This is a genomic window from Kitasatospora sp. NBC_01246 (assembly GCF_036226505.1).
In the GTDB taxonomy this organism is placed as follows: Bacteria; Actinomycetota; Actinomycetes; order Streptomycetales; family Streptomycetaceae; genus Kitasatospora.
This window is the reverse complement of sequence record NZ_CP108484.1, coordinates 8,419,395-8,442,455: the sequence shown is the minus strand read 5'-3', so window position 1 is coordinate 8,442,455 and position 23,061 is coordinate 8,419,395. Positions and strand designations below refer to the sequence as shown.

Below are 23,061 nucleotides of genomic sequence, written 5' to 3'. Positions count from 1 at the left end.
TCGGCGAGGGCTGTCTTCCCCCTCGGCCGGGGGGACGGACCGGCCGCTCACCCTCTGCCCGTGGAGCGCTTCCCGCCGTGCCCGGACCGTGCTCGGGCCGGCGGGCGTGTCTCACCCGAGCGGAGGCGCGTCAGCCAGCGAGAAGCCCGCGGCGGGCGGCCACGCGGGCCGGGAGAGGATCGTCGTCAAGGGAATGCACAGGTACAGGGCCTCCCACAGACGTCGGCAGGCCCGACCGAGCGCCTCGCCCGCCAGCGCTGATTCCACACGCCGCAGATACGCGACCGCATCCTCCACCGTCGCCGCCTCCACGACACACCGCGCCCTGCCGGACCGGTCGCGCAGCGCGTTCTCGACAGCCACGGCCAGGTGCTGGCGGTCCGGCGTCTGCGACGGCCGGCCGACTGCGGACCGCAGACGACGCGCCACCTCCGCGGCCGCATCGCCGGACCGCCGATCGAAGAGCGCCACCCCGTGGTCGAGGACGGCCGCCGCCAGGACCAGGAGGCCTTCGTCGACCCGTAGGGCCGCTCGCCGCCGCCCCTTCCCGGGCTCCCCGCCGTCTGGGCGGCCGGGGGAATCGGTTCGCTGTGCCGTTGCGTACTCCATAACCGCAGGCTGCTGCCGAGTCACACGCCGTGGCCAGCCCAGCGCACCCGTCCAGGTGAGCCGCGCCCCGGACGTCGAAGGGGCCGCGGCGCCGTCTCGCCCGAGCAGGCCTCCTTGCCCACCCGAGGCGCCGCTCGGCACCCCTACCGCCCGCGAGGTCACGGTGGCCCTGGCGCGTCTCCCGCCGACGCACTCGATCACGGGACACGCGGCGCCCGCTACGCCCTGTCTGGGACGCTCGGCCTGGATCCCGTGCCCCGATCACCGCCCCCGCCCGCTACCGGCACGGGCTCCTCGTCTGGTCCGCCTGACCATCTCCCGGGCGGGCCGCCCGGCTACCGTCCGGCCGTCTTCGGTGCCTCCAACTCGGTGTGGTGGACGGTGAAGCCACCCCGCAGGACCGGGGCGAACGGCGCCGGCGCCATACAGGTGCCGACCACCGGCTGGTACGGCTTCCCGTCGGCCCCCATGTCCATGTTCGCCACGCCCCAGGAGAACCCGAGCCGACCGTCGCCGTGCCCGGTGCCCTGGTAGACGCTCAGGCCTATCCGCTCGCCGGTGTTGCCCACGTCCGACCTGGTGACGACAGCCGTCAGCGTGGCGACCGGGCCGCCGGTGCTCAGGCAGTCCACCTCCGCCTCGGCGCTGTAGACCTCCCCGGTGGCGGCCTTCCGGTGCGAGTAGCGGATGGTGCCCCGGGCGTCGGTGGGCAGCCCCTCGGACGCCTGGGTACCCGGCAAGGGGCGGGTGTACGGCTCCGCCCAGGCGTCGAGGGTGAACCGGATCTCGTCGTCCGGAGTGATCGCGTACCAGATACGGGCCGTACCAATGACGCTCGCAGGACGACCGGGCCGCCCGTCCTGCGGCACGGACGGGCCCGCAGCGGGGCCGGCGGTACCGGTGGCCGACGCCGGAGCGATCCCCGCGAGCCCGGCAAGGGCCAGCCCGGCAGCAGCGGCACCCCGGACGACACGGGCGCTGACGCGGGCACGGCTGCGAATACGGAACATGGTGGGCTTCCCTCCTCCAGGCGGCCCCGTCGGCCGCCGTCCTGATGCCCCTAACCCTCGCCTCCCCACCCCCTCCCGCACATGTGCCGATCGGCATGAACGGGGCCTCTCCCGGCGCGTTGCACCGTGCCGATCGGCACGGTGCAACGCGCCGGGAGAGGCCCCGGCGACCTCAGCCCCCCGATGCCCGGTCACGCCCCCGCCCGCTCAACGGCCCCGCAGGAATTCCTCCGTCGGCTCGTCGCAGTCGAAGCCGTGGACGCCGTGGACGCCGTGCGGCGTCGACCAGCCGCCCCTCCGGTGGCGAGCGCACCGGAGGGGTCCGCGTTCAGCGGTGCGCGCCGGAAAGCGCGGGCACGAGGCTTTTCCGGCTCATTCGATTTCGGGGGACGGAATGCCGTGTACGCCGCCCGGCGCCTTGGATTGCAAGGTGGGCGTGGTACGTCACGTTTACGGCACTGCCGGAGGAGCCAGGGTGCCCCCGGTGGCGGGACACATTCTCCCGGGGAGACACCGGTGCCGACGGGGGTGCGGATTCTCTGTCAACTGGCCTTCCATAGAGGGGCGCTGGTGATCGGGTCGGCTCGGGTCCGGCGGGCCCCGAGGAGGGCTGCCGCACAACCGGAGGTGAAGAAATCCACCACGAGAGGCCGTGGCCTGCTAGAGTGGCTCTTAGTTGCAGTAGTGGTTCCCATGAACTTTGTGTGCGCCTGCTGATGTATCGCAGGCGCATTTTTTGTTTCCCGGCTCTTCCCCGGGTGGGTGCTCATCGCGGCGACTCGAAGCACGCACGGTGCGTGCTTCGGACAGCCCCTTGAAGGAGATTTCTTTATGGCTAATGGCACTGTGAAGTGGTTCAACGCGGAAAAGGGCTTCGGCTTCATCGAGCAGGAGGGTGGCGGCCCCGACGTCTTCGCCCACTACTCGAACATCAACGCCAACGGCTTCCGCGAGCTGCTCGAGGGCCAGAAGGTCGAGTTCGACGTCACGCAGGGCCAGAAGGGCCCGCAGGCCGAGAACATTCGTCCGCTGTAGTTTCTGCCACGGCACCCGCCTGGTAGCGAGGGGCCCGCACCGCGTATTTGATGCCCGGTGCGGGCCCCTCGGCATTGCGCCACACGCGCATCCCCGGCCGTTCAGGCCCCTGGCTCCGCCACCGGCGGCCATCCCCACGCGAGACGCCCAGCGCCGCGTCCGGATCGGCGCCCTGCCGTGACAGCTCACGGTTCGAGGTTCTTCGCTCCCGCCCCTTCGCGGTGAGCGCCGACCGTAGGTGACGTGCCGCACGGTTCCACCGTCCACGCTCCGCCCGTCACTCTTTCGGCCCGTTCCCTTGCGGTCTCCGCCGGCGCCTCCGCGCCACGGAGCCTTCCTCGTGACGTGCCGCCCTGAGGAAGGTCCCACATGAACCGCTCCAGTCACTCGTCGTACCAGAACGCCAACTCCCGCTCCTCCACGGGCTCCCGCTCCGGCGGCAGCTCCTTCTACGGCGACCGGCCCGCCGGCGGCCGGTACTCCTCCGGCAGCCGGGGCTCCCGTCAGGGCTCGTCCCCGCAGGGCGAGTTCGCGATGCCGGTCAGCACCACCCCGGCCCTGCCGGCCGTCGAAGCGTTCGACGAGCTGGACATGCCGAAGGCGCTGCTGTCGGTGCTCACCCGCCAGGGCGTCACCGCGCCGTTCCCGATCCAGGCCGCGACGCTCCCGAACTCGCTGGCCGGCCGCGACGTCCTCGGACGAGGCCGCACCGGCTCCGGCAAGACCATCGCCTTCGGCCTCGCCGTCCTGGCCCGCACCGCCGGACGCAAAGCCGAGCCGCGCCGCCCGCTGGCCCTGGTCCTGGTCCCCACCCGCGAACTCGCCCAGCAGGTCACCGATGCCCTCACCCCCTACGCCCACGCGGTGCGCCTGCGGATGGCGACCGTGGTCGGCGGGATGTCGATCGGCCGCCAGGCCCAGACACTGAACCGCGGTGCCGAGGTCGTGGTAGCCACCCCCGGGCGGCTCAAGGACCTGATCCAGCGCGGCGACTGCCAGCTCGACGGCGTCGGCATCACGGTGCTCGACGAGGCCGACCAGATGGCCGACATGGGCTTCCTGCCGCAGGTCACCGAGCTCCTTGAGCAGGTCGCCGAGGGCTGCCAGACGATGCTCTTCTCCGCCACCCTGGACCGCAACGTCGACCGGCTGGTGCGGCGCTTCCTCAAGGACCCGGTCACCCACTCGGTGGACCCGTCCGCCGGAGCGGTCAGCACCATGGAGCACCACGTGCTGCACGTCCAGAGCTTCGACAAGAACGCCACGATCGCCCACATCGCGTCGCGCGACGGCGGGGTGATCATGTTCATCGACACCAAGCACGGCGCGGACCGCCTGGTCGACGAGCTGCTCGCCAACGGCGTGAAGGCCGCGGCCCTGCACGGCGGCAAGTCCCAGCCCCAGCGCACCCGCACCCTGGAGCAGTTCCGCACCGGCCAGGTCACCGCCCTGATCGCGACCAACGTGGCCGCCCGGGGCATCCACGTCGACGGCCTGGACCTGGTCGTCAACCTGGACCCGCCGAACGACCACAAGGACTACCTCCACCGGGGCGGGCGCACCGCCCGCGCCGGCGAGTCCGGCACCGTCGTCACGCTGGTGCTGCCCAACCAGCGCCGCGAGATGACCCGGATGATGACCACCGCCGCCATCACCCCCGTCACCACCCGGGTCACCGCCGGCGACGAGGAACTGTCCCGCATCACCGGCGCCCGCGTGCCCACCGGCATCCCCACCGTGATCGCCGACCCCGTCGCCGAACGCCCCCGCCGCAGCGCGTCCACCAGCCGTGGCCGCCGTGGCCGCCCTGCAAGCGGCTCCGGCGACACCCGGTCTGCCGCCGGCCGCGACAACCGGGGCACCTCCGGCCGCCGCCGCGCGCCCGCGCGCGTGGCCCTCGCCGCGTAGCACCCGCCGGGCCCGGTGCTCACAGCGCACCGGGCCCGCGCGGTTCGCCGCCTCGGCAATACCGGCTTCCCGCGACGCCCCGCACGCGCGGGCCGCCGGCAGCACCCCGCCCCGGCGGACCCGCCGGCCCGTCCCACGATCGCCCGCCGGACCCGCCGGGCGAAAGACGGTGAGGACGGCCGCTGCGCCGGTCCGCCGACCGGCCTGCACCTGGCGCCGTTCCGGCCCGGTCCTGGTACACCGAGCACTCCCCCCGTACGCGACATCGTTCTCGACCGCGCCCCGTTCGCCACGCCGGACATGCCCGCCGACACGAAGTCCCACGGGGCTCAGGGGCCTCCAGGCCGCCCGTGGCACCCCGGCCACCGGCGAGCTTCTCCCCGCGGGGCGCTGCTCCGCGGCGGTGCGACCTCACGCGAACCCGGGCATGCCCTCCTGGGTGAAGGCCGCCGCAGGGTCCGGGCCCACGAGCAGGACCTGGTCCACGCCGGTACGGCGCAGCAGAGCCGCGACGGGTGCGGTCGGACGCAGCAGGTGAAGCTCCGACCCCGCTTCGCGGGCGCGCAGGTGGGCGCGGATGAGGGCATTGAGGCCACCGGAGTCGCAGAACGCGACCCGGGACATGTCGACCACCAGCTTCCCGGGAACGGCCGGCGTGTCCAGGACACTCTCCACGGCGGCGCTCAGCAGTGGACCGGTGGTCTGGTCGAGGTCGCCCGCCGCGTCGAGCACCACGTCGCCCGCGCCCGGCCTCAGGGAGACATCGAGGGCAGGAGGTCGACTCTCCTCGGAGACGGTCACCGTTCACTCCTTGCGGCCCCGATCTCGGCGGCCCGGGGTGCGCCCGCGAAGCGGGAATCTGACCTGACGGCCCGCGTGCGGGGGCACACCACACCGTAGTGGCCGGGGGCCCGGCGGACCACCCGCGTGGGCGAACCGCCTACTGGCGGGTCCCGGGCAGAGCCGGCCGGGAGGCAGGCGCGGTCCGGTCGGCGGAAGTCGGCCGGCCATCGCCGCCGGGCAGGCGTCCTGACCCTGGCGCGACGGTGATGGATGAGCGTGTCGGGGCGTGGGCTCGGGAGTGACGACGAAGCCGTCGTACCCGGTGGTCACGGACAGCTCGCGCTGGTGAGGCGGGGTCTGCGGCCCGCCCGCCCAGGAGAGGACGCTCCACGATCCAGGCTCGGCGGCCGGCGGCGTTGCCCTCGGACGGGCGGCCGGGCGGCCTGCGGTGAGCGCTTGTCGCCCACCGCGGGCCGGTCTCGTCGGCCGGGCGGGGCAGACGGTCAGGTATCGGCGTCGGGGGCCTGGCCCTGCTGGGAGCGGCGGAGCTCGTCATTGATGCGCAGGGCCTCTTCGAGCTGGTCTTCCAGGATGACGATGCGGCAGGCTGCGTCGATGGCGGTGCCCTGGTCGACGAGGTCACGCGCGCGCATCGCGATGCGCAGCTGGTAGCGGGAGTAGCGCCGGTGGCCGCCTTCGGAGCGCAGGGGGGTGATGAGGCCCTGGTCGCCGAGGGAGCGTAGGAAGCCGGGTGTGGTACCGGTCATCTCGGCGGCGCGGCCCATCGTGTAGGCGGGGTAGTCGTCGTCGTCGAGACGGTCGGGGGTGTCGGGGGTGTGCGGTCGGATGGTTGCCGTGGTCACTGCACCTCTTCTTGTTGTGTCCGGGGACGCGCTGAGGGGCCCCGGGGCCGTTGCGGCTCCCGGGGCCCCGAAGGGTTTTACACCATCTTCCGGCCCTATGACCGGGTTCCTTGAGTCCGCCTCGCCCCGGGTGAGGGGGCGTGCGGGGATCGCGTATGCGTGACCGGAAACCACCGTCCTTGCCTCGGGGTCCTCGGATTCCGCCCGGTGCATTGCCTCACGGGCCGGGCGATCCTGATGGCGCTACGTCCCTCCGTTCATCCTCTGCACTACCCGGGTTCTGTCCCTGCGAACTGCGGTTACTGCTGTACTGCCAACTACTGCTGCGGCGGTCCTGATGGTCCGCCCGGTCCGGCAGCCAGCCCCGTCGCCCGTCGTGCTCACCTGCTCGGCTTGGAACCCCACTGCCCGGACCTCCCAGCACGCGCGCCCGCAGTCCTGGCGCCTTTACTGGGATACCGCGTCCTACGACTGCTGGTACTGCCCGACTCAACTTCACCTTCGGGTCATGCACTTGCTGGGCCATGCACGTGATGAACTGCGGTAACGCCGGGTGGCGGCCCCTGATACCTGCGGGCCGCCCGGAGCGGCCACCGGTCCTGTCGCCTTACTGCACATCCCTGGCTTCAGGACCCTGCAACCGCGCCGACCTGCGAACTTGCGTACTGCTGCCCGCCAGTTCGTGTCTGGCGGGTACTGCTTGACCGCGTCTACGAGAGAAACAGTAACCACGCCGCCAGGCAATGTCTACTTCAGCGGGCATAGATTTTCCGGTGCGTACCGAGGAGGCAGTCTTCTCCCTGCGCGAGGGACGGGCTCGGCTGCCCACACCCGGAGCCCACGCCGGCCGGGGTCGGTGGCGGCCCGGCACCGGGCGCGACCGATCTCTCCTGACGTCACTCTTTCGGAGACATCAGCCATTGTCATCGGATGGATGACATGCTACAACGGTGTCAGGTGAAGCGCATTGGCACTTGGTTGCCTGGACCACTGGAGGTGTTTCGCGATGTTGATGCGCACCGACCCCTTCCGCGAGCTGGACCGTCTGACCCAGCAGCTCGTCACCCAGAGCGGGACCTGGAGCAGGCCCGCCCCGATGCCGCTGGACGCCTACCGGGCCGACGACGAGTACGTGATCGCGTTCGACCTTCCCGGGGTGGACCCGGCGGCGATCGACATCGACGTGGAGCGGAACATGCTGACCGTCAAGGCGGAGCGGCGCCCGCGCCCGGAGGTCGAGGGCGCGCGCATGGAGCTCTCGGAGCGGCCGCTGGGCGTGTTCTCCCGCCAGGTGATGCTCTCCGACACCCTCGACCCGGAGGGCATCAGCGCCGACTACGACGCGGGCGTGCTGACCCTGCGCATCCCGGTCGCGGAGAAGGCCAAGCCCCGCAAGATCTCCGTCACCGCCCAGGGGCCGGCCCCCAGGCAGATCCGCGCCTGACCTCCTGAGCCTGCCGCCCTGCGCCCTGCACCCCCGGGCCGCGCAGGGCGGCACCCCTCCGGCGCCCGCCCGGGCGTCAGCGGGGAAGGCTCGACCGGTGCCGAGGAAGCAACGCCGCCGCCGGCGCTGCGGGCACCCCCTCGTGGTGACGGCCAGCGGTGACGTCGAACCTCGCGAGCGCCGCACCCCGTCGACGCAGGCTCCTCACCGTCGTGCAGGGCCGGCCCCGGGTCGTCGCCGACGTGTCCCGAGTGACGTTCAGGAACTGCTCGGGGCTCGCCGCCCACGTCGCCGCCCGCAACCGTGCCGACACCACCGGCCACCACCCGGCGCTACGCGGCCGCAGTACCCGGTCACCCGGATCCTGCGGCCCACCGGCCTGGGACGGCGCCTGACCGGCGGACCCCGACCTCACCGCCGCCGGGCCCGCGAACGGCAGCAACCCGCGCCCAGGCCCAACCGCCCACCCACGCATCCGGAGAGGCAACCACGATGACTCTTCGACCCGAGGCGTTCCTGGCCCAGGTCCGAGAACGCGGCGAGTACCCCACACCCCGCGAGGCCGATCAGGCCGCCCGCGTGGTCCTGGCCCTGCTCGGTGCCCACGTCGCCGGCCGCGACCGGGCCGAGCTGGCGGCCCGGCTCCCGGAGACCTTCGCCCTGGTCCTCCTCAACCCCCTGCAGGCCGCCCAGCCCCTGGACGCGGAACGGTTCGTACGGGCCACCGCCGCCTGGATCCCCGGCGCGAGCGAGGCGACCGCCGCCTGGGACGTCAGCGCCGTCCTCAGCGTCGTCGCCGACGCCGCAGGCGACGACCTCACCCACCGCCTCCTGCTCCAACTCCCCCCGGGTTACGACCTCCTCTTCGGCCGCCCCGACCCCGCAGCAGGGCCACCCCGGCCACGACCCGCCACACCCGCCCCGACCGCGACCGCATCCTCGGCCGCCCCCAGAACAGCCCGAGGGCCGAACGCGCCCTGACCACGGCCAGGGCGTCCTCGGCGCACGACTCGTCGGCGAGGAGCGGTGCGACCTCGCCGACGCCCTCCCCGTCGAGGCCTGCACCGCGACGACCGGCGGGCTCCCCCTCCCCCGGCCGCTGGTGGCCCTTGTCGTCGTCAGCGCTCCTGTTCGGCAACGCGCGACCGGCCACCGCGGCCTGACGCCCCGCACCATCACCGCGCCGCGCCGAAGCCGACCATCCAACACCGGCCATGGCCGTGCCCCGGGCTCGCGGGCCCGGGGCACGGCCATGGCCGGCCCTGGTGTCACTGGTCGGAGTAGCTGAGGTCTCCCACCGTCCAACTGCTGATGTCGGCGATGGCGATGCGGTACATGCCGCCGGTGTGCGGCAGCCCGTAGCTGCCCTGCAGGATGCGGGCGACGTGCAGGTGCAGATGCGTCGGCCGCACCGCCGGCACCGCCGTGCCTTCGCCGGCCGCGTCACCAGCGCCGGCCGCGGGCGCCGCGAAGAGTGCGGCGAATGGCTTGAGGTGCTCCGAGCCGGCGAGGACTTCCGCCACTCGCTCGTTCCACAGGCTCTGCGGCGCGAGCCGGCCGGTGATGACCGCCCCGGGCACGACGACGGTCAGGGGCATTTGGTTGCTGTGCTCGGACTCCACCATCGCGGCGATGTCGACGAGCAGCCCATCAGGGTTCGACATGCCACCAGAGGATAGTGCCCGCCGCAGCGCGGCCGCGCGGGCACCCCCGGCCCGTCGTCCGCCGGCACCTCCACCGGGCGCGCCGGGTGCAGGGAGATTCCACTGCCTGTGATCGAAGCGTGGAAAAATGTGGTGCAGCCAGGGCAGATATCGGCGGCGGCCTGGCGCCTCCGCCGGACTACGGAGGGAGAAGCATGATCCTCAACTTGTCGGCCGTCGTGTTCTTCGGCGCGGTCCTCGCCGTGCTGATCCGTCAGCGCCGCGCGACCCCGGCCGCGGCGTGCGTCGCCGTCGCCTTCGGGTTCCTGCTCGCCTCCAGCTCGGCCGCGCCCGCCGTACACGGCGCCCTGGCCGCCGCGCTCACCGCACTCGCGCCCGCCGGCTGAACAAGCCGCTCAACCCGGTACCCCGCAGCTCCGGGCCGCCGTGCGGCCGGTAGCCTCCCGCCCTGTCCGAGATGTCCCAGGCCCCGGCGAGGGCCTACGCCCCTGAGGGGCGCGAAGGAGGGTGGAAATGCAGCAGCCCGCACCGACCGTGGACGGTTCCGTCCTGAGCGGAATCGTGGAGGCGGTCCGCGACGGCGACGACCGGGTCCTGCGCCGACTGCTGGCGCGCCTGGCCGAGCAGGCGACCGCCGCCGACCTCTACGCCCTGCGAGACGCCCTCGACCCGAGCTCCGACGACCCCGTCCCCGGCCGGACGCGGCCGCAATAAGGTCCGCCATCCAGACACGGAAACCTGCGCTGATGAGAGTAGACATTGCACGGCAGTCTGTGTAGTGTTCCTGGCGTTAGGAGAGCAGGACAGCAGAACGGGCAGACACGAACTGCCCGGGCAGTACCGCAGTTCGCAGTACCAGCAGTACAAGCGGTGATGCAGGAGGCGTGCAGGTCGTCAGTACGCGGGACCCGGTCATGACACAAGGGGTTCGCGGCGGAAGGCGGGTGACCTGCCAGGCGTCACGGGCCCGGTTGTGCGTGGGGCCCGCGGCGGTGGCGGTCGCGCACGCGCAGGACGCAACATCCAGCAGTTCGCAGTACCGGCAGTACGCACGATGTACACCAGAGGAGAAGGGAAGGGTTCACCCCGTCGGATCGCCCGCCACGGCACGCAATCGGAGCCAGGCGGTCACCGCAGTAGCCCTCGTCATGGAACGTCATGGAAGAGGTGGTCTTCGGTCACGCATACGCGATCCCCGCGCACTGCCCCTCCCCCGGGCAACGCGGACACCGCAAGCCGGCCCGACAGTCGGCAGCAGTAGTGCAGTAGATGGAGCAGTGAATCCACACGTCCCTGGGCCCCGGCGCACACAGCGCCGGGGCCCTCAACCCGTTTCCGAGAAGGCAAGGGCTAGTCGAACAGGCCGCCCTCGCCACCGACCGGAACACGGCGGACCACAGGAGCGCCGAGGCCGAGCTCGACGACGACTACCCGACCCCCACAATGGGCTACGCCGCGGAAATCCCGGTTACCACGCCGGGCTTCCTGAGCAGCCTCGACGACGTCGAACTCACCGTCGTTGTCGATCTTCTTCGACCCCAGCGTCTCACCGGTCGCGTCGGCCACCGTTTGCCCAGTGGTGTCCCTTGCCAGCGTCGATCCCGGCCCACGCCTGGCCCCGTCGTTCGCTCACTTCGGTCCTCCTCAGCCGGCAGAGCATCCGCCGACCCGAGGAACACCCCGCTGTCAGCTCCGTAATCAGCGACCACACGAAGCGTGCACATCTCAATCAGCAGCCAGGGCGTCTCGAAGAGCCGGGCGTTCACTCCTCCCGAGCCACCGAGGCCAAGGCGACCTGAGCCACACGCGGCCCTCCCGGGCCGGACCACAACGTACGGAGACGACCTGGGCGGAGGCAGAAGACAGCGGGCGGCCCATGGAGGCTACATCTGCGCAGGGCGGGCGTCGCCCAGTGCGGGGGCTGCCTCGTGGACCGCTCACACAGAAGGCGGGCCCGTAGCTGCGAGGTGCGTCGGCCGTGCCGAGGCGCGACGGTGGTGGGGACGAGCCATCGCCGACGGTGCGTCGATGACGACTCGTCCGGGCGGTGAGAGGTCTCCTGGGAGGACCACGGCCACCGCCCGGGCTCAGGCCGGGCGAACGGCACCCACCACCAGCACGGTCAGTGATGGCCGGCGAACGGCGGGCGAACGGCGGGCGAACGGCGGGCGGGCGGGCGATCCCCGGCCCCGTCGCCGACCGCCGCTTCGGTCCCCCGCTCAGGCGGGGCGCAGGAAGACCTCGTCCGTGTAGCACCAGGCCCAGCCCTCGCCGGGCTCCAGCGAACGGGCGATGTGGTGTCCGGGGTTGACGCGGGCGTGCCGGAAGGCGTGCTGTTTGGGCGAGCTGTCGCAGCAGCCGACGTGTCCGCAGCTCAGGCAGGCCCGCAGGTGGACCCAGGTGCTGCCGGCCCGCAGGCAGTCCTCGCAGCCTGGGGTCGGATTCGCGGGCACCTCCCGGAGCGCGTCCAAGTGGCCGCAGCGCGGTTGGACGACAAGGCCCGGGTCCAGCGCGACGCGCCATTCATGCCGATCGTTCACAGCGCCCAGGGTACGAGGCCGGCCGCGGCGGCGCGGCCCGAAGCGTCTCGGCATCGGACCGTGCGTCTCCCGGAGGAAGCGGCCGGGCGTTCGGCCGCGGCGGCAAACAGGCAGGCGCCGGGAACTCCGTAGTGCCGTTGTGCCGGTGGGTGGGCGGGTATCGGGGGGTCTGGGGTCGTGACGAACTTCGACGGGACGCTCTCGCTCTGGTCCGCTCGGTGTTGCCGTGACCTGGTCATCGTGGATCATTCGGCGCGGTGGGGCCGGTGCGAGGCGACGCGCAGCGTGGCCCGGGCGGGGAGTTGGCCCCATCCGGTGCTGCGGCGGGCGCGGTGCAGGGTGCCTTCCAGGGCGTGGAGAACGTCGCGGGGGTGGGCGTCCGGATCGAGGGTGAGGTCGAAGGTCGCGTGGGGGTGGTCAGGGTGACCGGTCAGGTTCACGTGCGCTCTGTGGACGCCGGGGAGTCGGGCGGCGTCGGCGGCCATGGCGTCGGCGAGGGCGCCGTCGTGCAGTTCGACGCCGTCGCAGGGCGGGTTGCCGACCGGCAGGCGTCCGGGGTGCCGGTGGCGCAGCTGTGCCAGGAACCACCACAGGGCGAGGGCGACGATGACGGCCAGGGCGGCGATGACCGTCGGCCACCACCAGTCCTCGCCGGTCCAGCGGGTGCGGTCTGCAGCCGGCACGAGGGTGTCGTGCGGGCCGGTGAGTGGCCAGTCGGCGGGCGGGCCGAGGCTCCAGCGCCGGTAGAGGTCCAGCGCGCCGACCAGCACGCGCAGGCCGCCGCCGAGCATGACCAGGCCCGCGACGGCCAGCAGGGTCCGGTTGAGGACGGAGTGAGAGTTCATCGTCTCGTCTCCCGTGGCGATGGGGCCGGCGGTTGTGTCGCTGCCGCGGCGCGGTCACGGGCCGCGCCGGCGGGCCCGGACCGTGAGCCGGGGGACCCGGGCCAGGGCGAGGGCGTCGAGCTGCGCCGTCAATGCTTCGGTGACCTCGGTGCGCACGGTGTCCAGGTCGCGGAAGGCGACCTGGACGCGGGCGTTGATCCGGCGTCGGCGTACTCGCACGTCGGCGTGGGAGACGCCCGGCACGCGCAGGGCCGTGTCGCGCAGCAGTCGTGCGGCGCCGTCTCGGTCGAGGGCGGCCTGTGGTGCGTCCGGGTTGTCGGTGGCGGCCATGGGCAGGAGGTGTCGGCGGCCAGGGGTGAGCGCCAGGATGACCAGCCACAGGCCGAGGGCGGCGGCCACTGCCGCGCCGGTGATGACCCACGGGTCGTTGATCGGTCCGGTCCTCGAATCGATTTCGTCACCGCCCTGGCCGCCTACGAAAGCGCCGGACCACAGGAAAGGCGAAGCATCACCTCCGCACCGGCGGAGAACCCACATCGGCAGGTGGGAACGCACAACGGAGGTCATCGTGATCATCCTGGGAGTCATCCTCCTCGTCATCGGATTCCTCACCAGCATTTCCATCCTGTGGACCATCGGTATCGCCCTGGTCGTCATCCTCCTGATCCTCTGGATCATGGGCGCCGTCGGCCACCAGGTCGGCGGCCGCCGCCACTACTACTGAGACGCACCCAAGGCCGTCCCGGACCCGGCGGCACGGTCGCGAGTCCGCCCAGCGGGTTCCGACCGTGCCGCCCGGGCGCTCAGTTCCGATCTCTCCGGACCGGCGTGGCAGGGCAGCGGTTCGGAGTGCGGCAGCGCCCCCCGTCCCACCGTCGGCAGCCACCCACCGTGGGCGGTCGCCGCCAACGGCGAATATGACGGGCAGCAGAGCGGGGCGGCCCGCCTGTGCGTCACCCCAGGAGCGCGTCGGCGGCCCTGAGCGAGCCCGGGTGCTCGGGCCGGTGGGGTGCCGTCGCGCGGACGTCCCGCATTCGGGCCCCGATCTCCTGGAGTTCCTTGCGGCCCAGGGCGTCGCGCACCTTGGGGAACCAGTCGGTCTCCTCCTCCTGGACGTGGTGACCGACGGTCTCGATGAGCACGGTGGTTTTCGCGTCGAACCGCTCGTCGTCGGGCGTCATCGCGTCGAGCTCGGCGCACAGGAGGTCGGCGACGTGGTGCTCCTCGTAGGACTCCAGGGTGTCCTGCTCAAGGCTGGGAACGCGCTTGCGGACCGCCGGCCGGGTTGGACTGGACCGGTGAGCAACGGCCAGCGCTGGTCAGCCCGTGCGCAGCGCGGTGTCGCAGGCCCGGCACACCCACCGCGACAGGTTCTGCGGGTACCAGGAGGAGTCCGGCCCGTCCGGCCGGCAGGAGAGCGTCTCCATGCCCGCGGTGTCCTTACCGGCGCGGGATGCTCATGGGCATCCCAGCGCCACGGGCCGGCCCCGGCCAGCCGGCGCGTTGTCCCACAGATCGCGCAGCGCGAGCATGACGGTACTGATGGGATTCCACTCCGGCTGCGTCTTCCACGTCCGGGGCGGTTCACGGTCAGGTACGCATGGGGGCTGAAGGCCACCGGCTCCCGCCTCGCAACCGATGGGCCCCTCGAAGATCATCGATAACACATTGATAACGACGCAGGACGGGGAAGCGGTACGGCGCTTCTTCACTGGCAACCGGCTCAGTGGCGACCGTCGGTCATCCGTGTTCGACCGGTGCTCGGTTGGGGTTGGCTAGGCCTCAAGCTGCCGTCGCCGTCCGATCGGGGTGACGGTGGGCATGCGAGGCAGGGATGTCACTGGGTGTTCCGAGAGAGGGAGGGGCCGGGCGATGGGCTTGGCGAGGAATCGGGTCTGTTCGGCGGCGCTGGCGCTGGCGTTGGGGGTGGGGCCGACCGTCTCGGCGTGCCAGGGCAAGGGACACCGTGATCATGAAGCCGCGACGCCCGCAGGGCCCCCCGTCGCGTCACCCGCTCCCGAAGGCTCTTCGTCGGCCGCCTCGGCCCCGGCGGCGGGCGTGTTCTACGACGGGTTCGAGCAGGTCGCCGACAACGGTTGGAAGGTCGGCGTCAACGACCTCTCCGACGGGGACCGCCAGCAGCCCCTGTCGCAGCTGTCCCAGAGGCCCGGCAGTGCGCTGCGGCAGGCCACCTCACCGGTGCGGGACGGCCAACACGCACTGCAGGCCACAGTGCCGCACGCGCTAGGCAGCTTCCGCTCCGAGGTCGCCCGCCCGCCCGTGCCGATGGGCTCCGAGAACTGGTACGGCTTCAGCATCTACTTGCCGCAGACCTGGCAGGTTGACCAGCAGAGCACCATCCTTGCCCAATGGCACGCACAGATTGGTGAGGACGCCAAGAACCAGGACGACGACGTCAAGAACAATCCGCCCGTCGCGGTGAGTGTCAAGGGCGACCACTGGATACTCGAGCTCCATTGGAACAGCCAGGGCGCCACCGCGACCGGGCCCGGATCCGGCACACATGCATACACACTCGGGGCGATCCGGACGGGCGCCTGGTGCGATTTCGTGCCGCATGCCACCTGGTCACCGACCGGCAACGGGCTGATCCAGCTGTGGCAGGACGACCAGCAGGCGGTCAACTACACCGGGCCGACGGAGTACAACAACAAGCAGGGCCCCTACTTCAAGATCGGTATCTACCGCCCCGGGTGGAAGACGAAGAACGCCACCCAGTACGCCCAGGACACCCTCACCACCGGACCCATCACTGTCTACGACGACGCGGTACGCATCGTCCAGGGACCCGCGACCTACCAGGACGTCGCACCCAACCGCCCCTAGGAACTGTTTGAAGTTGAAGTTGCGCGGCATGCCGGGTGCGGCTGGTAGAACTCGCGTGTGGCAACCGGGTCAGGTGCACCCGCAGGTGGGGCGGCGGTGTACCGACCGAACTGGAAGACTTCGAAGGGATACGTGAACGCCGGGACTCCGTCCGTGGTCATCTACTACGTCGATATCTCCATCACGCCTGCCTCCACCGCCCCCGGAGGCCCAACGGCCGCGCCGACCTCTGTAGTGCCGGCCCCTGCGGTGTCGACCTCCGCAACATCCCCGAGGCCCGCGACATCATCCCCGTCAGCTCGGCCCTCCGCCTTGGAGACGGCGCATGAGTCGGCCTCAGCGAAGGCCTCCGCCCCGGCCACCGCGACCGGGCAGGCGGCGCCCGGATCCACGTCCGGACCCGTGGAGGACATCCTGCCGGATACGGACACGGACACGGACAACAACGGCCGCCCCCTGGCCGAGACCGGCGCGCCCAGCCGCACACCGCTCATTCTTGCCACCGGTAGCGCCCTGCTCGCCATCGGACTTCTCCTCCTCTGCTTCCGCAGTCGCGCGAGGGCCGTCACCCGCCGGGCTCACCGGAAGGCGCCCTGACCGGATCGGTTCGTCCGAGGTCGCGCCCCGATCGTGATCGGAAGAGCGGAGGTGCCTTTCTGAGCAGCTACGACGGCGAGGGCCGTCCAGAGCTCACTCGTGCCGGCGGTGTCGACGGCAGGAAGGTACTTGCCGCGTGCGCAGGGTTTGCGGCGTGCGGCGCCCGTGTGCTTGCAACGGGCGACCCATCGCCAGATGGACGGCTTGCACGGTCACGGTCCGACGAAGCCTCGGGACCGGGCTGTGGTCGGCTGCTCCAACTGTGCACAAGCCGATGCCCGACCGCGCTCCTGGACGCGCGCCGCCGTGCCACGGGCCCTGGAAGACCCTCTCCCAGGTCGAGCTCGCCACAGCCGGGTGGGCCGACTGGTACTGCCACCGGCGCCTCCACGGTGGGATAGGCCACGTCCCACCTGCCGAATTCGAGACCGCCTACTACCTCACAGCCGCAAAACCCCAGGTCACAACTACACCCTGAGATCTCTACCGAACCCGGGCGGTTCGGTAGGTGATGCGGCAGAAGCCGCCGCTGACGGGCCGTCCGTTTCTGGTACAGCAGCGCGTTCAGCACCTCGCGCAGGTCGCAGGAGCCCGGGTCCCCGGCCGCCGACCGCGGCACCCGCCCCTACTTCCAGGCGGTGACCAGCGGCTCGGTCAAAGCCCACTGCCCGTCGGACAAGTCCGTCGAGTACGGCATCCGTTCCACACCCCGAGCTCCTCACCCACACGACACTGGAGTCAGTTCAAACGACTCCGTTACCACGAACGGGCGCCACCAGGTCATCCAGAATGGACATACCGTCCTCTCGGAGCGCCCCTCCGGCGTGTCGGGGAAGGTCGTCTCATTCGGATTCTGCCGGACGTACGAGGCAGGCAGGATCCGGAAGAGACGTCCTGCCCTACGGCGCGGGTGCCTTCGGCAGGGCGTCGTGCAGCCGGTCGAGGAGCGCCCGGGCCGCCGGGCTTGCGGGCCCGGCTGCCGGCCAGGCGAGGACGATACGGGCACGGATCCGGGACCGGACGATCGGCAGGGTGCGCAGGGGGGCGGCCATGCCCGGCGTCTCCTCGTCGATGGGCATGACGGCGACACCCAGCCCCGGACGGCGAGCTGGGCGAGCACGTGGGGGGCCGCCGCCTCGAAGGCGATCCGGGGCCCGAACCCGGCCTGCGCGCAAGCGCGTTCGAGTGCTGCCCGGGCTCCGGTGCCCTGCGGCAGGCAGATCAGCGGACGGTCCCGTAGATCCGTCAGGGGGACATCGGTACGGTCGGCGTCGGCGAGGAGCGGATCGCCGGCTGCGACGGCGACGCCGAGCGGAGCGTCGATGACCGTCCGGTAGGACAGGCCGGGCGGAGGTTCTTCGCCAGGAGGGCCGAGGAGAGCGATGTCGATCTCACCCGCCAGAAGCGCGGTCTGCATCCGCTCCGAGGTGTCCTCGGTCAGCGCGATCTCCAGGCCAGGATGGGCGTCGTGGAAGGCCGCGAGGAACGAGGCGACGCCGAAGGCGTGCTCGGTGGCGCCGGGGACCAGTCCGAGCGTGACCCGGCCGCGCAGCAGTCCGGCGTGCTCGTCCACCGCGTGCCGCACCGCGTCCGCAGCCGCCAACGCCGCTCGCGCATACGACGAGGCCCTGGTCATCGGGATCCGCCTGCGTCACGTCGGCCCACGGCACGTGTTGTCTGATGCTCAACCTGACAATGCCCCCGGGTCACAGCCCGCCGTTGATCGCCGCCGCCTGGGCGGCCCCCGCGCTCACGTTCCACTTCGCGAGGATCTTGTCGTACTCTCCGCTGCGGATCAGCTGGTCCAGCCCCTTCGCCACGGCGTCGCGCAGGGCCGTGGCGCTCTTGTTCACCGCGATCCCGTACGGGCTGGACTGCGACTGCGCGCCCGTCACCTCGAAGCGGTTCCCGCCGTCGGTGGTCCTGGCCGCGTACGCCGCCACAGGGAAGTCGTTGAAATCGGCCACCGCCCTGCCGGCCGCCACCTCGGCGAGGGCCTGGCTGTCATTGTCGAAGCGGTGTACCTCAAGCGGCTTGCCCTGCCGTCCACAGGCGGCGACCTGACGGCCGATGATCTCGTCCTGGGTGCTGCCACGCTGCACCGCGACCGTGCGACCGCAGATGTCGTCCAGCGTCCGGATCCCCTTCGGGTTGCCCTTCTGCACGATGATCGCGGTTCCGGCGATGAAGTAGTCCACGAAGTCCACGCCCGGCTGACCGGTGGGCCTGCCGTCCTCGCCGAGCGCGTCACGGCGCTGGGCCGTGTCGCTGATCGCCGACATCGCCACGTCGAACTGCCCGCTGTTGAGGCCCGGTATCAGCTTGTCGAACGTCGTGTCAACGATCTCGATCCGCAGACCGAGGACCTTCCCCAGCGCGTTGGCCAGATCCGGGTCCAGGCCGTCCGGGTCGCCGTCCGCGCCGCGGAAATCCACCGGCGCGTAGTTCAGGTCGGAGCCGACCCGCAGCACCCCGGCGGCGCGCTGCGCCTTGGGGACGGCTGCCTTGATCGCGTCTGCAGCGCTCTTCGGGGCGTCCGAGCCGCCGCAGGCGGTGAGCAGCAGGGCCGAGGCGGTGGTGAGGGCCGCGGCCGGCAGGGCCCGGCGGCAGGGAGGCAGGCAGGAGAGATGGCGCAAGGTGGCGCTCCTCTGTGGGGTGAGGTGGTGCGACCGGCATCCGTGAAGGAACGGAATCCTCGCATCCGGCCCTGATGTGATGGGCGGCAGGTGTGTCACGATCTGCTATCGGGTTGAACCGTGTCCCGGAGTTCCACCTTGCGGTCCCTCCAGGCCCAGCCACTAAGCCACTAACCTCGCCCAGGGGCAGGCCCGCGCCGGAGTTTCCCGGCCCAGGGCCGTACGGCGAGGCCCGGGAAGCTGGTGACGGTGCCGTAGACGCCGAACAGCAGCGCGAGGATCAGGCGCAGGTCGAAGATCCCGGCCTTCACGGTTGCCGGCCCGGCCGCCCCCGTCGTCGGATCCGTCATGTCCTCGCTCCTCTCGCCAGAAGATCACGTCGAGTTTCGGGGGACGCACCGGTGCCAACCTCTTCGGCGCTCGTCCGCCTCCCTGTTCGCGGAACGGACGCGGTCGCTCCTCGTGGCGGGGCGCGGGAACGGCGCCCCCGAAGTCCACAGGCCGCGGTCGGCCGGAGTGATCGCTCCGGCCGACCGCGGCCGGGGGCCACGTGCGGGGCTGGCTCAGTGGGCGGAGGCCGGGAAGCGTTCCCAGACCCGGTGCGTTTCGAGTTGCTCCGCCAGGGCCGAGACCGCCTGCCCGGCGTCGGTCTCGCTGAACACGCCCGGCGCCTGCGGGTCGATGCCCGCCGCCGCCCACAGGGCGCGCGCGTCCGCGAGGCCGGCGATCGGCTTGGCGTGCCGGTAGGCCTCGTTGACCAGCAGGACGATGCGGGAGTCGATCGCCGGCTGCCCGCCCGCCACGGCGCCGGACTTGGCGTCACGTGCCCCGCGGTCGTCGGCGCCGGGCGGGGGTGCGTCCGCGATCAGGAGCGCGTCGAACTCGACGGACCGGGCGGCGCCGAAGGTCCGCTGCACGGGGAGGTCGTCGGCCAGTGGCGCTCCGGTCGGGGCGATGACCAGCGGCAGCAGTCCCGCGGCGATCGTGTCGTCCCTGAGCCGCCGCACCACGCCGGGGTCACTGCCGGAGCCGGTGACGATCCCGAGCACGCGGCCGGTCGCCGGCCAGCGCCGCCCCAGCTGGGACAGGGCCGGGCTGGGGGCGATCTCGTCGTGGGCCGTACCGGCGGTCGGCGGCACGGGCAGGCCGAGGCCGGCGGCCACCTCCCGGCAGAGCTGCTCGTCGATCCGTGCCAGGACGGTCAGGACCCGTTCCTTGATCGCCTGCTCGTACACCTTCGACAGTTCGAAGGTGTAGGCCGCGATCACGTGCTCGCGCTCCACCGGGCTCAGGCTGAGCCAGAACAGCCGGGGCTGGCTGAAGTGGTCGGCGAACGACGCGGGCGCCTCACGCACCTTGGCCGCGGCGGCGATCGGGGTCGGGTACTCGACGAACGCGTGCTCGCCCGCGCCGGCGAAGAACGGGCAGCCGCCGTCGAGCGAGTTCGGCTTGTACGGTGCGACGCCGCTGTGCACCGCGTCCTGGTGGAAGCCGTCGCGCAGCATGTCGTTGACCGGGGCGTGGGTGCGGTTGACCGGGATCTGCGCGAAGTTCGGTCCGCCGAGGCGGGTGATCTGCGTGTCGAGGTAGGAGAAGAGGCGGCCGGCGAGCAGCGCATCGTCGGTGAGGTCGATGCCGGGCACCAGGTGCCCGGGGTGGAAGGCGACCTGCTCGGTCTCGGCGAAGAAGTTCGTCGGGTTCGCGTTGAGGGTGAGCAGCCCGATCGCCTGCACCGGGGCGAGTTCCTCCGGGACGATCTTGGTGGGGTCGAGCAGGTCGATGCCGGCGAACGTCTGCTCGGGGGTGTCGGGGAAGGTCTGGATGCCGAGCTCCCACTGCGGGTGGTTGCCGGACTCGATGGCGTCGGCGAGGTCGCGGCGGTGGAAGTCCGGGTCCATGCCGCCGATCAGCTGGGCCTCCTCCCAGACCAGGGAGTGCACGCCGGCCATGGGCTTCCAGTGGAACTTCACCAGGGTGCTGGCGCCCTCGGCGTTGACGAGGCGGAAGGTGTGGACTCCGAAGCCCTCCATCGTCCGGTAGGAGCGCGGGATGCCGCGGTCGGACATGTTCCAGATGGTGTGGTGGGTGGCCTCGGTGTGCAGCGAGACGAAGTCCCAGAACGTGTCGTGGGCGCTCTGTGCCTGCGGGATCTCCCGGTCCGGGTGCGGCTTGGCGGCGTGCACCACGTCCGGGAACTTGATGGCGTCCTGGATGAAGAAGACGGGGATGTTGTTGCCGACCAGGTCGAAGACGCCCTGGCCGGTGTAGAACTTGGTCGCGAAGCCGCGGGTGTCGCGCACGGTGTCCGCCGACCCGCGCGAGCCCAGCACGGTGGAGAACCGTACGAACACCGGCGTCTCCACGCCTTCCGCCAGGAACGCGGCCCTGGTGACCGCGGCCGCTGTCCCGTAGCCCCGGAAGGTGCCGTGGGCTGCGGCGCCGCGGGCGTGCACCACCCGCTCGGGGATCCGCTCGTGGTCGAAGTGCATGATCTTCTCGCGCAGGTGATGGTCCTGCAGCAGCACCGGGCCGCGCGGCCCGGCCTTCAGCGAATGGTCGCCGTCCGGCAGTCGCACCCCCTGCGCGGTCGTCAGGTACCCGCCGTTCTGCGACAGGGCGCCTGCCGGCAGGCCGGTGTCGCGGCCGGTGGGCGACACCGGCAGGGGTCCCTGCTGGTCCCGCTTCGCGGGCAGCGGAGCCCTCGGTTCGAGCGGCTCCGCCAGCTGAGGCGGTGTGCTGCCCGGCGCTCCGGGCACACCGCCCGGCGGCCGGCCGTCCTCGCGCACGGCCTCGGCTACGGCGTCGACGATCCTCTTCACGGGCCCCGGCTTGTCGTCCATCATGTCCTCCGGCATCGGGTCGGGTCAGGTCCGGCACCCGCGGGCACGATCGCCGGACCGGCGCCACGCCCACGAGTGCTGTACGAACGACTATCCCGATCGGCGGCGACCCGCCCGGCACGACACACCCGCTCCCCCGAGGAACGGCCACCCCGCCGCCTCCCCTGTCGCTCCTCCTCACGCCGGTCAGCGGTCTCCCGGGCGGTAGCGGGCTGTGCGGCCGGCGCTCGTTTCCTCCCGTCGACCTCGTCCTGGAGATGCGCCGGGCTCTCGGCCTTCCGGTAGGCGCCCGTCACCCTGACTTCCCGGAGCCCGGGGGCGTTCGGGGTGCAGGGTCAGCGGTGGTGTTCGGAGCGGGCAAGGCGGGCGGTGGCCGTCTTGAAGACCGGCTGCTTCGACGAGGGGTCGAGGCGGGTGGCGATGAGCTCGTTCGCGGCGCGGTCGCGGCGCGGCGGACTGTCGGCGTGGTCGGGGCCGTGGTCCCAGTAGCCGTAGTGGAACGGCAGGAAGAGCAGCCCCTCGCGGATCCCGGTGATCCGGACCCGGGCGGTGACGGAGCCACGGGCGGTGGTCAGGACGGCCCTGTCCCCGTCGGTGAGGCCGTGTCGGCAGGCGTCGGCCCGGGAGCAATCGACCCATACCTCGGGTGCGGCGCGCTGGAGTTCGGGAACATGGCCGGTCTTGGTGCGGGTGTGGAAGTGGTAGATGGTGCGGCCGGTGGTCAGCCACAGCGGGTAGGCGTCGTCGGGCGGTCCCGGGGGCGGCTCGTAGTCGGCAGCCCGGAGGAGTGCTTTGCCGTGCGGGTTCAGGGCCTGGTACTCGGCCTCGGTCGCGGGCTCGCCGGTGTCGAGGTCGCGGCCGTAGGTCTCACAGGTCTCCGGATGGGCCCAGAAGCGGCCCTCGGCGTAGAGCCTCGGCGTGCCGAAGGGGAGAGCGGGTGTCGCGGGCCACTGGGTGCCGCCGTGTTCGCGCAGCAGTTGGTAGCTGAGCCCGGTGTAGTCGCAGGGGCGGCCCTTGCTGCACTGCTGCCATGCGGCGAACGCCGACGGGGCGTCCTGCCAGGTGATCAGTGGACGGCCGGTGCGGGTGCGCAGGTCCATTCGGTGGGCGAAGCCGAGGAAGATGTCGAGGTCGGACCTGGCGAGGCCCGGTGGGTCGACGGCCTTCTCCGAGAGGTGGACGGTGCGGTCGGCGTTGGTGAAGGTGCCGGTCTTCTCGCCCCAGGTCGCGGCCGGCAGGACCACGTCGGCGAACTCGCCGGTCTCGGTGGGGAAGATGTCCTGCACGACGACGAACAGGTCGGGCCGGGCGAGGATCCGGCGGATCCTGGCGAGGTCGGGCAGGGACACCGCCGCGGACACCGACGATCCTCCCGTCACGGACCGCGATGTCCATGGCGTCGCCGTTGGAGTGCAGAAGCGACGCGGAAGGCACCCAGCG

At 71.9% G+C, this 23,061-nt stretch carries 21 protein-coding genes and 3 pseudogenes; 8 read left to right on the top strand and 16 right to left on the bottom strand.

Annotated features, from left to right (window positions below; genetic code table 11):
* Window positions 1–111: 111 nt before the first annotated feature.
* Window positions 112–609 carry a hypothetical protein gene (locus tag OG618_RS35560; protein WP_329491754.1) on the bottom strand — a complete coding sequence of 166 codons (498 nt, stop codon included), beginning with the start codon at window positions 607–609 and terminating at the stop codon, window positions 112–114.
* A gap of 335 nt (window positions 610–944) precedes the next feature.
* A complete protein-coding gene (locus OG618_RS35555; protein ID WP_329491753.1) occupies window positions 945–1,619 on the bottom strand; it encodes a hypothetical protein in 675 nt (224 codons plus the stop codon).
* A gap of 831 nt (window positions 1,620–2,450) precedes the next feature.
* Between OG618_RS35555 and OG618_RS35550 the strand changes: the two genes are divergently transcribed.
* Together OG618_RS35550 and OG618_RS35545 are read left to right on the top strand one after the other, a co-directional pair.
* On the top strand, window positions 2,451–2,654 hold the full coding sequence (locus tag OG618_RS35550; RefSeq protein ID WP_030918248.1) for a cold-shock protein: 204 nt from the start codon (window positions 2,451–2,453) through the stop codon (window positions 2,652–2,654).
* A 369-nt stretch (window positions 2,655–3,023) separates the two neighbouring features.
* Window positions 3,024–4,562 (top strand): DEAD/DEAH box helicase, encoded by a 1,539-nt coding sequence (locus tag OG618_RS35545; protein ID WP_329491752.1) that lies wholly within the window; start codon window positions 3,024–3,026, stop codon window positions 4,560–4,562.
* 411 nt (window positions 4,563–4,973) lie between these two features.
* Here the strand turns inward: OG618_RS35545 and OG618_RS35540 are convergent, their stop codons facing one another.
* The gene (locus OG618_RS35540) at window positions 4,974–5,363 is read right to left on the bottom strand and encodes an STAS domain-containing protein (RefSeq protein ID WP_329491751.1); all 390 of its coding nucleotides are present in this window, start codon (window positions 5,361–5,363) and stop codon (window positions 4,974–4,976) included.
* Between the two features lie 485 nt (window positions 5,364–5,848).
* Window positions 5,849–6,130, bottom strand: a complete 282-nt coding sequence (locus OG618_RS35535) for a helix-turn-helix domain-containing protein (protein ID WP_329492399.1) — start codon at window positions 6,128–6,130, stop codon at window positions 5,849–5,851.
* 1,084 nt (window positions 6,131–7,214) lie between these two features.
* On the opposite strand from OG618_RS35535, the gene OG618_RS35530 reads away from it, so the two are divergent.
* Together OG618_RS35530 and OG618_RS35525 are read left to right on the top strand one after the other, a co-directional pair.
* The gene (locus OG618_RS35530; RefSeq protein ID WP_329491750.1) at window positions 7,215–7,652 is read left to right on the top strand and encodes an Hsp20/alpha crystallin family protein; all 438 of its coding nucleotides are present in this window, start codon (window positions 7,215–7,217) and stop codon (window positions 7,650–7,652) included.
* Between the two features lie 492 nt (window positions 7,653–8,144).
* Window positions 8,145–8,543, top strand: a pseudogene (locus OG618_RS35525) (DUF2267 domain-containing protein); the annotation flags it as partial.
* 377 nt (window positions 8,544–8,920) lie between these two features.
* Here OG618_RS35525 and OG618_RS35520 read toward each other — a convergent pair.
* Window positions 8,921–9,316, bottom strand: a complete 396-nt coding sequence (locus OG618_RS35520) for a hypothetical protein (RefSeq protein ID WP_329491749.1) — start codon at window positions 9,314–9,316, stop codon at window positions 8,921–8,923.
* A gap of 194 nt (window positions 9,317–9,510) precedes the next feature.
* Between OG618_RS35520 and OG618_RS35515 the strand changes: the two genes are divergently transcribed.
* Both OG618_RS35515 and OG618_RS35510 read left to right on the top strand, forming a co-directional pair.
* Window positions 9,511–9,702, top strand: coding sequence for a hypothetical protein (locus OG618_RS35515; RefSeq protein ID WP_329491748.1), 192 nt, complete (start codon window positions 9,511–9,513; stop codon window positions 9,700–9,702).
* Window positions 9,703–9,829: 127 nt separating this feature from the next.
* Window positions 9,830–10,030 carry a hypothetical protein gene (locus OG618_RS35510; RefSeq protein WP_329491747.1) on the top strand — a complete coding sequence of 67 codons (201 nt, stop codon included), beginning with the start codon at window positions 9,830–9,832 and terminating at the stop codon, window positions 10,028–10,030.
* Between the two features lie 636 nt (window positions 10,031–10,666).
* Here OG618_RS35510 and OG618_RS35505 read toward each other — a convergent pair.
* The 4 genes from OG618_RS35505 to OG618_RS35490 all read right to left on the bottom strand — a co-directional run bounded on the left by OG618_RS35505 (window position 10,667) and on the right by OG618_RS35490 (window position 13,100).
* On the bottom strand, window positions 10,667–10,882 hold the full coding sequence (locus OG618_RS35505; protein ID WP_329491746.1) for a hypothetical protein: 216 nt from the start codon (window positions 10,880–10,882) through the stop codon (window positions 10,667–10,669).
* 653 nt (window positions 10,883–11,535) lie between these two features.
* Window positions 11,536–11,826 carry a UBP-type zinc finger domain-containing protein gene (locus OG618_RS35500; protein WP_442906972.1) on the bottom strand — a complete coding sequence of 97 codons (291 nt, stop codon included), beginning with the start codon at window positions 11,824–11,826 and terminating at the stop codon, window positions 11,536–11,538.
* Window positions 11,827–12,101: 275 nt separating this feature from the next.
* Window positions 12,102–12,701, bottom strand: a complete 600-nt coding sequence (locus OG618_RS35495) for an alkaline shock response membrane anchor protein AmaP (protein WP_329491745.1) — start codon at window positions 12,699–12,701, stop codon at window positions 12,102–12,104.
* Between the two features lie 54 nt (window positions 12,702–12,755).
* Window positions 12,756–13,100, bottom strand: a complete 345-nt coding sequence (locus OG618_RS35490) for a DUF6286 domain-containing protein (RefSeq protein WP_329491744.1) — start codon at window positions 13,098–13,100, stop codon at window positions 12,756–12,758.
* Window positions 13,101–13,269: 169 nt separating this feature from the next.
* Here OG618_RS35490 and OG618_RS35485 point away from each other — a divergent pair, with 169 nt between their 5' ends.
* On the top strand, window positions 13,270–13,425 hold the full coding sequence (locus OG618_RS35485) for a DUF6131 family protein (RefSeq protein WP_329491743.1): 156 nt from the start codon (window positions 13,270–13,272) through the stop codon (window positions 13,423–13,425).
* Window positions 13,426–13,654: 229 nt separating this feature from the next.
* Here the strand turns inward: OG618_RS35485 and OG618_RS35480 are convergent, their stop codons facing one another.
* A complete protein-coding gene (locus tag OG618_RS35480; RefSeq protein ID WP_329491742.1) occupies window positions 13,655–13,882 on the bottom strand; it encodes a hypothetical protein in 228 nt (75 codons plus the stop codon).
* Window positions 13,883–14,573: 691 nt separating this feature from the next.
* On the opposite strand from OG618_RS35480, the gene OG618_RS35475 reads away from it, so the two are divergent.
* On the top strand, window positions 14,574–15,548 hold the full coding sequence (locus tag OG618_RS35475) for a polysaccharide lyase (RefSeq protein WP_329491741.1): 975 nt from the start codon (window positions 14,574–14,576) through the stop codon (window positions 15,546–15,548).
* A gap of 1,496 nt (window positions 15,549–17,044) precedes the next feature.
* Here OG618_RS35475 and OG618_RS35465 read toward each other — a convergent pair.
* From OG618_RS35465 to OG618_RS35440, 6 genes and pseudogenes are all read right to left on the bottom strand, one after another.
* On the bottom strand, window positions 17,045–17,224 hold the full coding sequence (locus OG618_RS35465) for a hypothetical protein (protein WP_329492416.1): 180 nt from the start codon (window positions 17,222–17,224) through the stop codon (window positions 17,045–17,047).
* Between the two features lie 74 nt (window positions 17,225–17,298).
* Window positions 17,299–17,781: pseudogene (locus tag OG618_RS35460) on the bottom strand (LysR substrate-binding domain-containing protein); the annotation flags it as partial.
* A gap of 70 nt (window positions 17,782–17,851) precedes the next feature.
* Complete coding sequence (locus OG618_RS35455; RefSeq protein WP_329491740.1) at window positions 17,852–18,781, bottom strand: ABC transporter substrate-binding protein; 930 nt, start codon at window positions 18,779–18,781, stop codon at window positions 17,852–17,854.
* Between the two features lie 170 nt (window positions 18,782–18,951).
* Window positions 18,952–19,131, bottom strand: a complete 180-nt coding sequence (locus OG618_RS35450; RefSeq protein ID WP_329491739.1) for a hypothetical protein — start codon at window positions 19,129–19,131, stop codon at window positions 18,952–18,954.
* Between the two features lie 213 nt (window positions 19,132–19,344).
* Window positions 19,345–21,621 carry a catalase gene (locus OG618_RS35445; RefSeq protein WP_329491738.1) on the bottom strand — a complete coding sequence of 759 codons (2,277 nt, stop codon included), beginning with the start codon at window positions 21,619–21,621 and terminating at the stop codon, window positions 19,345–19,347.
* Window positions 21,622–21,956: 335 nt separating this feature from the next.
* Window positions 21,957–22,988: pseudogene (locus OG618_RS35440) on the bottom strand (molybdopterin oxidoreductase family protein); the annotation flags it as partial.
* Between the last annotated feature and the right edge of the window lie 73 nt (window positions 22,989–23,061).

What these genes read in the sequence shown, in the direction of transcription:
- OG618_RS35560 (WP_329491754.1), bottom strand. Translation starts at nt 609, where the DNA reads ATGGAGTACGCAACGGCACAGCGAACCGATTCCCCCGGCCGCCCAGAC.
- OG618_RS35555 (WP_329491753.1), bottom strand. Translation starts at nt 1,619, where the DNA reads ATGTTCCGTATTCGCAGCCGTGCCCGCGTCAGCGCCCGTGTCGTCCGG.
- OG618_RS35550 (WP_030918248.1), top strand. Translation starts at nt 2,451, where the DNA reads ATGGCTAATGGCACTGTGAAGTGGTTCAACGCGGAAAAGGGCTTCGGC.
- OG618_RS35545 (WP_329491752.1), top strand. Translation starts at nt 3,024, where the DNA reads ATGAACCGCTCCAGTCACTCGTCGTACCAGAACGCCAACTCCCGCTCC.
- OG618_RS35535 (WP_329492399.1), bottom strand. Translation starts at nt 6,130, where the DNA reads ATGGGCCGCGCCGCCGAGATGACCGGTACCACACCCGGCTTCCTACGC.
- OG618_RS35530 (WP_329491750.1), top strand. Translation starts at nt 7,215, where the DNA reads ATGTTGATGCGCACCGACCCCTTCCGCGAGCTGGACCGTCTGACCCAG.
- OG618_RS35520 (WP_329491749.1), bottom strand. Translation starts at nt 9,316, where the DNA reads ATGTCGAACCCTGATGGGCTGCTCGTCGACATCGCCGCGATGGTGGAG.
- OG618_RS35515 (WP_329491748.1), top strand. Translation starts at nt 9,511, where the DNA reads ATGATCCTCAACTTGTCGGCCGTCGTGTTCTTCGGCGCGGTCCTCGCC.
- OG618_RS35510 (WP_329491747.1), top strand. Translation starts at nt 9,830, where the DNA reads ATGCAGCAGCCCGCACCGACCGTGGACGGTTCCGTCCTGAGCGGAATC.
- OG618_RS35495 (WP_329491745.1), bottom strand. Translation starts at nt 12,701, where the DNA reads ATGAACTCTCACTCCGTCCTCAACCGGACCCTGCTGGCCGTCGCGGGC.
- OG618_RS35480 (WP_329491742.1), bottom strand. Translation starts at nt 13,882, where the DNA reads ATGACGCCCGACGACGAGCGGTTCGACGCGAAAACCACCGTGCTCATC.
- OG618_RS35475 (WP_329491741.1), top strand. Translation starts at nt 14,574, where the DNA reads ATGGGCTTGGCGAGGAATCGGGTCTGTTCGGCGGCGCTGGCGCTGGCG.
- OG618_RS35465 (WP_329492416.1), bottom strand. Translation starts at nt 17,224, where the DNA reads ATGCCCATCGACGAGGAGACGCCGGGCATGGCCGCCCCCCTGCGCACC.
- OG618_RS35450 (WP_329491739.1), bottom strand. Translation starts at nt 19,131, where the DNA reads ATGACGGATCCGACGACGGGGGCGGCCGGGCCGGCAACCGTGAAGGCC.
- OG618_RS35445 (WP_329491738.1), bottom strand. Translation starts at nt 21,621, where the DNA reads ATGGACGACAAGCCGGGGCCCGTGAAGAGGATCGTCGACGCCGTAGCC.